Origin of the sequence: Desulfotomaculum sp. (genome assembly GCA_003513005.1) — a bacterium.
Taxonomy (GTDB): Bacteria; Bacillota; Desulfotomaculia; order Desulfotomaculales; family Nap2-2B; genus 46-80.
Genome location: DOTD01000034.1, coordinates 1 through 3,474 on the forward strand (window position 1 = coordinate 1; position 3,474 = coordinate 3,474).

Sequence of the window (3,474 nt, forward strand, 5' to 3'; positions counted from 1 at the left end):
GTCCGGAAGTTTTTCCTTCCCCTGATTTACTTGTATATCAACGTCTTCGCCGAACCCTGGAAGTATTATCGCATAAAAGTCCTTCGCTGTCCACTATATTTTTCTTTAATCGTAGTTGTTGGATTACCGAAAGCAGCGACCACGGTGACAGAAGGAAGCTGTTATGATATTGTCAAAGAGCTATCAAGAGATCCATCGCTGTAGTATTATTGTTTATTCCCAGTTAAGGGAATTGCCATTTGCAACCAGCCAATCTATAACTTGTTTAATATATTCAAAGCTTTCTGATGTTACTACTTTTGTTGCTTCTTTTTAACAGTATTGAAGAGGTCAACTGCCTACGTGCTCATGTTTGCCGTAAACATAATCACATATGAACCATTAGTTACATATAATACCAAAAATTACCAGTAAATGAGGTTTGCAAATGATCAAATTAATTATCGACCCCGGGCACGGGGGAAAGGACAGCGGGGCCGTCGGCAATGGCCTGAAAGAAAAAAATCTGAACTTTGAGATCAGCAAGAAAGTGGTTGATAGGCTGTCCGCTTATGAAGTTAACGCCAGTTTAACAAGGACTGCTGACATATACTTGCTTCTCAAGGAAAGATGTAATATTGCCAATAATCTGCAGGCAGATTACTTCTGTTCCATACATATAAATGCAGGCGGCGGAACAGGCTTTGAAAGCTATGTCCATACTAAAGCTTCTCAGCAGACTGAAAAGCTGCGGCAGGTTATTCATAATACAGTCGCCGGTTATTATAAAAAGGCCGGCTTTCCGGACAGGGGTGGGAAAAAAGCCAACTTTGCAGTCCTGCGTGATACCAGGATGCCTGCTGTCCTGCTCGAAAACCTTTTTATCGACAGCCCGAATGACTCAAAAAAACTTAAAGATTCCGGTTTTATCGACGGCCTGGCCAAAGCTATAACCAGCGGGCTGGTATCCGCTTTGGGAATACCCCTAAAACCTTTATTGAATAAAACACCTGCAAAAGTTGAGGGTAAAGCGGCTGCGGACCGGGCACGTTCTTTTTTACATTCAAAAAATGTCCATGCGCCTGATTATATTGATATTTATATAGACATGGGAAAAAAGTACGGATTGCGCTGGGACGCCGTCTTTGCCCAATCCTGCAAAGAAACGGCATTTTGGAAATTCGGCGGCGATGTGAAGCCTGGTCAGAATAACTTTTGCGGACTTGGAACATTCGGCGGAAAACCCGGCGCTTCCTTTGAAAGTCCCTCGGATGGTATCGAAGCCCAATTCCAACACTGGCACGTATATTTTTACGGCGGCGATTTGCCGGCAGGGGCTAAAGATTTAGACCCGCGCAGGAATGCGGTACTTAGTTCCGGTAATGCGGGCAAACTGCAATACGTCGAGGATCTGGGCGGCCGTTGGGCTCCTTCAAAGGATTATGGCGACAGTATTGTCAGGGATTACTTGGCGCATATGCTGAAATAGCAAACAATGCTTTTTAAAAAAGATACTTTGATTGTTTATGCTTTGCTTCTCTCCTTTATAGGGGGCCACCTGAATAAACGGCTTAATTTTATATAAATCCACTTCGATTCTTTTGTTAACAGCGGTCCCAGCACAGCTAGAATTAACACGTAGAGTGCAGCAAAAGATTGCAGGACAGGCAATAAAGATCCTGCCTTTGCCAAACCCGCCAAAATAATTGAAAACTCTCCTCTTGATGTAATTGTTAATCCAATATTGGATGAAGCCCGATGTGAATATCCTGATGCGCGCCCCGAAATCATACCGGAAACAAAATTTCCAATAACCGTTAGCAGCACAGCTATTATTACAGGCCATACCGCGCCAGGCAACAACAAGGGATCTATACTTAACCCAAAGCTAAAGAAAAAGAGGGCGCCGAAAAAATCCCTAAATGGAACTATTAAATGTTCTATCCTCTCAAGGTGTTCAGTTTCAGCTAAAACTAATCCGACCAGCAACGCGCCTATAGCTTTGGCTACATATAGTAATTCTGAGAAACCAGCTACAAGAATCAACGAGGAAAACAGCAACAACATAAACACTTCATCAGAGGGAATGTCAAGCAGGCGGTTTAAAACAGGAATTAGTTTATGACCCAAAAACAGTACACAGGTTATAAATCCCAGCGCTATTAATGCTGTTTTTAAGACCATTACCGGTGAAGTCGATCCGGTTAATACCAGTCCTGATACTATAGACAAGTAAATTGCCATAAAAACGTCTTGAAACATCATCAAGCCTAGAATCATCTCTGTTTCAGGCCTGACAGTCCTTTTTAATTCAACCAGCAGCTTAGCGACAATGACACTTGAAGATATGGTCATAATACCTGCGGCTACCAAAACCTCTTTAATTGGCCAACCAAGAAGAAATGGAAACACAAGCCCAATTGTTAAGTTTATTGCCATGTAAATTAATCCGGATTTAAAAATAGCGCTGCTGGCCTTAAATAGCCTGCTCACTGAGAATTCAAGGCCAAGGTAAAACATAAGAAACAGCACTCCGAGCTGTCCCATAAAGTCTATTAAGGGAGCGCTTTTTATAAATCTTAAATCTATATTCGGAAACTCGGGCATGTGCGGCCCCACAGCCAGTCCGGCTAAAATCAACAAAGGCACTATCGAAAACCTTAGTCGGGCAGCCAGAAGCCCGGCAATGGCTATAATAAAGATTGCAATTCCAATTTCGAAAAGAATATTTTGCTCCATCAAATACTCCCTTCATTTACAAGCCGTTTACATGCTTTTACCTGTCCCCTTTCACCAAGAATCACAAGAGTAGCCCCTTCATAAATAATTTGTTCAGGCCCGGGGTTGATAACCTTCTCTTTACCCTTTTTTATAATAGCGATGACTGCTGCCCCGGTTCTTTTACGGATACCAAGGTCACCTATCGTTTTTCCGGCGCCCTTGGATGTTGTCTCAACCTTGAACCATTCAACAACTACATCGTCAAAAGCCACATCCACCGATTCCAGGGCTCTGGGCATATAAACCATGCCTCCAAGTATAGCTCCTATGCGACGGGCCTCGGAATCATCAAGAGTAACCATTGATATGCTGTCATCCGTGTCATTATAGTCAAAATGGTGCATCTCGCGTTTTCCGTCGTCGTGAACCACTATGACTAACTTATCCCCGCTTCGGGTTGAAATCTGAAATTTTCTTCCTATGCCGGGAAGATCTGTTTCACAAAACGTACTCATATTTTTTTCACCTCCGCAGATAGTAATGTACCCTCTCGGAAACTCTTTTGAGCCTCCGCTAAAGCCTTTTTTTACCCCAAATTTTCAGCTTCACCCCCAATATCTGCTATCATGATATTTTGTGATTGATAGAGATATCGGGAGTAGTTAAAATATTATATTTAATTAGAGTCCCGGATTAGTGAATTCGGGACTTGACTTATTTCATCCCCCAGAAAATCAAATAGGAGGCAATAATTGCCAGTACCACTAAATAATG

The 3,474-nt window shown here is 42.5% G+C and carries 3 protein-coding genes; 1 reads left to right on the forward strand and 2 read right to left on the reverse strand.

The genetic code is table 11. The features are described 5' to 3' along the window. The first annotated feature begins 427 nt into the window (after window positions 1-427). A complete protein-coding gene (locus DEH07_03990) occupies window positions 428-1,468 on the forward strand; it encodes a hypothetical protein (GenBank protein HBY03698.1) in 1,041 nt (346 codons plus the stop codon). Between the two features lie 35 nt (window positions 1,469-1,503). On the opposite strand, the gene DEH07_03995 is transcribed toward DEH07_03990, so the two are convergent. Both DEH07_03995 and DEH07_04000 read right to left on the reverse strand, forming a co-directional pair. Further along, window positions 1,504-2,718, reverse strand: coding sequence for a cation/H(+) antiporter (locus DEH07_03995; GenBank protein ID HBY03699.1), 1,215 nt, complete (start codon window positions 2,716-2,718; stop codon window positions 1,504-1,506). Beyond that, window positions 2,718-3,215, reverse strand: coding sequence for a potassium:proton antiporter (locus DEH07_04000; protein ID HBY03700.1), 498 nt, complete (start codon window positions 3,213-3,215; stop codon window positions 2,718-2,720). The genes DEH07_03995 and DEH07_04000 overlap by 1 nt, the downstream gene beginning before the upstream one ends. Between the last annotated feature and the right edge of the window lie 259 nt (window positions 3,216-3,474).

Coding starts and splice junctions, on each gene's coding strand:
- DEH07_03990 (HBY03698.1), top strand. CDS start 428: ATGATCAAATTAATTATCGACCCCGGGCACGGGGGAAAGGACAGCGGG.
- DEH07_03995 (HBY03699.1), bottom strand. CDS start 2,718: ATGGAGCAAAATATTCTTTTCGAAATTGGAATTGCAATCTTTATTATA.
- DEH07_04000 (HBY03700.1), bottom strand. CDS start 3,215: ATGAGTACGTTTTGTGAAACAGATCTTCCCGGCATAGGAAGAAAATTT.